This window comes from Bordetella petrii (assembly GCF_020991325.1).
GTDB classification, from domain to species: domain Bacteria; phylum Pseudomonadota; class Gammaproteobacteria; order Burkholderiales; family Burkholderiaceae_B; genus Bordetella_A; species Bordetella_A petrii_E.
The window spans coordinates 1-2,836 of the sequence record NZ_JAJMLX010000410.1 but is presented as its reverse complement, the minus strand read 5'-3'; the positions used below and the strand labels follow the sequence as shown (position 1 = coordinate 2,836).

General features: G+C 68.3%; 3 protein-coding genes and 1 pseudogene. 1 reads left to right on the top strand and 3 read right to left on the bottom strand.

The annotated features are described in order from the left end of the window. From holB to mltG, 3 genes are all read right to left on the bottom strand, one after another. Nucleotides 1–639, bottom strand: a 639-nt coding sequence (holB, locus tag LPZ50_RS23820; RefSeq protein WP_230665327.1) for a DNA polymerase III subunit delta', incomplete at its 3' end; no start/stop codon positions are given. Then, nucleotides 636–1,262 (bottom strand): dTMP kinase, encoded by a 627-nt coding sequence (gene tmk, locus LPZ50_RS23815; RefSeq protein WP_230665326.1) that lies wholly within the window; start codon nucleotides 1,260–1,262, stop codon nucleotides 636–638. The genes tmk and holB, both read right to left, overlap by 4 nt. Beyond that, a complete protein-coding gene (gene mltG / locus LPZ50_RS23810; protein WP_230665325.1) occupies nucleotides 1,259–2,269 on the bottom strand; it encodes an endolytic transglycosylase MltG in 1,011 nt (336 codons plus the stop codon). The genes tmk and mltG overlap by 4 nt, the downstream gene beginning before the upstream one ends. A 144-nt stretch (nucleotides 2,270–2,413) precedes the next feature. On the opposite strand from mltG, the pseudogene LPZ50_RS23805 reads away from it, so the two are divergent. After that, nucleotides 2,414–2,836: pseudogene (locus LPZ50_RS23805) on the top strand (folate-binding protein); the annotation flags it as partial.

The following is a 2,836-nucleotide window of genomic DNA, read 5'->3' as shown; positions in this document are numbered from 1 at the left end:
GGGCGCGGCGGACACCCCCTGCTCTTGCAGCCACTGCAGCGCCTGCGCGGCGTCGGGGCCCGGCAAGGGCAGGCGCCGGCACCGGGACACCAGTGTGGGCAGCAGGCGGTCGGGCGCATCGGCCACCAGCAGGAACACCGTATTGGCGGGCGGCTCTTCCAGCACCTTGAGCAAGGCGTTGGCAGAGATCACATTCAAGGCCTGCGCGGGATACAGCAATGCCACGCGCCAGCCGCCGCGGTGCGTGGCGGTGTTGAACCAGGATTCCAGCGCCCGGATCTGGTCGATGCGTATTTCTTTCGAGGGCGCGCGCTTGGCCGTGCCGCCGCCGGACGGCTCGGCGTCGTCGGCGCCATCGGCCGCGTCAGCGCCTTCCTGCAACGCCACGGCTTCGGGACGGATGCGCCGCAAGTCGGGGTGATTGCCGCTGGCCACCCAGGCACAGGCGGGACACTGCCCGCAAGCCAGGTGGCCGCTCGGCGATTCGCACAGCAAACTCGCGGCGGCCGCCGATGCGAACTCCACCTTGCCTATGCCCGCCGTGCCATGCACCAGCCAGGCATGCGCGAAACGCTCGCGCCCGGCCAGCCAGGTACGCGCGATGTCGTGCTGCCAGGGCAGGAACCCGGCCGCGCTCATGGTGCGCTCCGGGCCATGGCCTGCAGTTCGGCGTACAACTGGGCGCGCACCTGTTCCATGGGCTGGCTGGAATCCACGATGTGGATGCGCCCAGGCTGCGCCGCCGCCCGCGCATGGTAGGCGGCGCGGGTGCGCTCGAAGAACGCGGCCTCTTCTCTTTCGAAACGGTCGGGCTGCCGGGCATCGGCCAGGCGGGCGCGCGCCAGTTCCAGCGGCACGTCGAACAACCACGTGCGGTCCGGTTGCAGCGCCGGTTGCATCCATTGTTCGAGCACGGCAACGCGATCGGCGCCCAATTGCCGGCCTCCGCCCTGGTAAGCGTAGGTGGCATCGGTATAGCGGTCGCACACGACCCAGTCACCGCGCGCCAGGGCGGGCTCGATCACTTGCGCCAGGTGTTCGCTGCGCGCCGCGAACATCAGCAGGGTTTCCGTATCCAGTGTCATGGATTCGGACAGCACCAGGCCGCGCAAGGTTTCGCCTAGCGGCGTGCCGCCCGGTTCGCGCGTGGCAACCACGGTGTGCCCCATGGCGCGCAGCGTGTCGGCGATCCAGCCCGCATGGGTACTCTTGCCTGCGCCATCCACGCCTTCCAGGGTAATGAAGCGTCCGCGTGCGGTCATTGGTTACGGCCCAGAATGTAGCGCGCCACGTTGCGGTTGTGCTCGGTCAGGTTCGCCGAGAACTCGCTGGTGCCATTGCCGCGCGAAACAAAGTACAGGTATTTATGGTGTTCGGGCTGCACCGCCGCCAGTAGAGAAGCCCGGCCGGACGCCGCGATGGGCGTGGGCGGCAGGCCGGTGCGTGTGTAGGTGTTCCAGGGGGTGTCGGCTTGCAGGTCGGCGCGCCGGATGCGCCCCTGATAGCGTTCGCCCATGCCGTAGATCACGGTGGGATCGGTTTGCAGCAGCATGCCCAGCCGCAGCCGGTTGATGAATACGCCCGCCACCCGGTTGCGTTCGGGCCCATGGCCTGTTTCTTTCTCGACAATAGAAGCCAGCACCAGCGCCTGGTAGGGCGAATCCAGGGGCAGACCGGGCTGGCGTTCCGCCCAGACGTCGGCCAGCACCTGCTGCCCTTGCTGGTAGGCGCGGCGCAACAAGTCGAAATCGGTCGTGCCGGGCGTGAAGACATAGGTGTCCGGAAAGAACAGGCCTTCGGGCTGCTTGATATCGGACCCCAGCCGGGCCATCAGGGCTTCGTCGCTGATATCGCCCAGCGTCTGCTTGATATCGGGGTTGCCGCGCACGGCCTCGCGCATCTGCCGGAAAGTCCAGCCCTCGAGCAAGGTGATTTGCCGCTGCACCATGTCGCCGCGCGCCAGGCGGTCGAGCAATTGCCAGGGGGAATCGCCCGTGCGCGCTTCGTAGCCGCCCGCCTTGATCAGCTTGTCGCGTTCGGACAGCCGCGCCATCCAGGTGAAGCCTTCTTCCCAGATGGGAATGCCGGCATCGGACATGGCGCGCGCCACCGCGCGCGGAGTACTGCCCGGCGCGACGATGAATTCCACTTTGTCGGCCGGAAGCTCCAGCGAGCGGTTCATCCAGGCCCAGGCGCCGCCGGCCGCCAGGGCCGCCAGCAGCACGGCCATCAGGCAGGCCAACAGAAAATAGAAGCTGAACTTTTTCATAAGAGAGCGCAGTTTAATGGATCGCGGCCGATCGAGCCGGCCCTGTTGCGGGTGCGGAATTGCGCCGGGCCGCCGGCCATGCCGGGTATCATGGCTGGATCGGGCGCCGCGTCGGCGCCCCACTCTATGCGCACCGCTTCTGCCATGCACGCTTTCTTTGATTCGATTCCCGCCCGGACCGAAGGTTCGGCGTTCTGTGCCGCCCTGCCCGACTATGCCGTCATTGCGGCATCCGGGGCCGATGCCCTGCCGTTCCTGCATGGGCAGTTGACGCAGGATGTTACCGGCCTGCCGCCCGATGCCGCCCGCCTGGGCGGCTACTGCACGGCCAAGGGCCGCTTGCTGGCCACCCTGGTGCTATGGCGCGCCCTGCCCGTCGCGGCCCCGCACAGCGCCGCCGACGCGCCCCAGTTGTATGGCCTGGTGCGCCGCGACCTGGCCGATGCCCTGGCGAAACGCTTGTCCATGTTCATTCTGCGGGCCAAGGCCAAAGTAGCCGCCGCGCCGCTGCGGGTGGCCGGCGTCTGGTGCGACCCCGCGGCCTTGGCAAGCCTGGAGGCGGCCGCC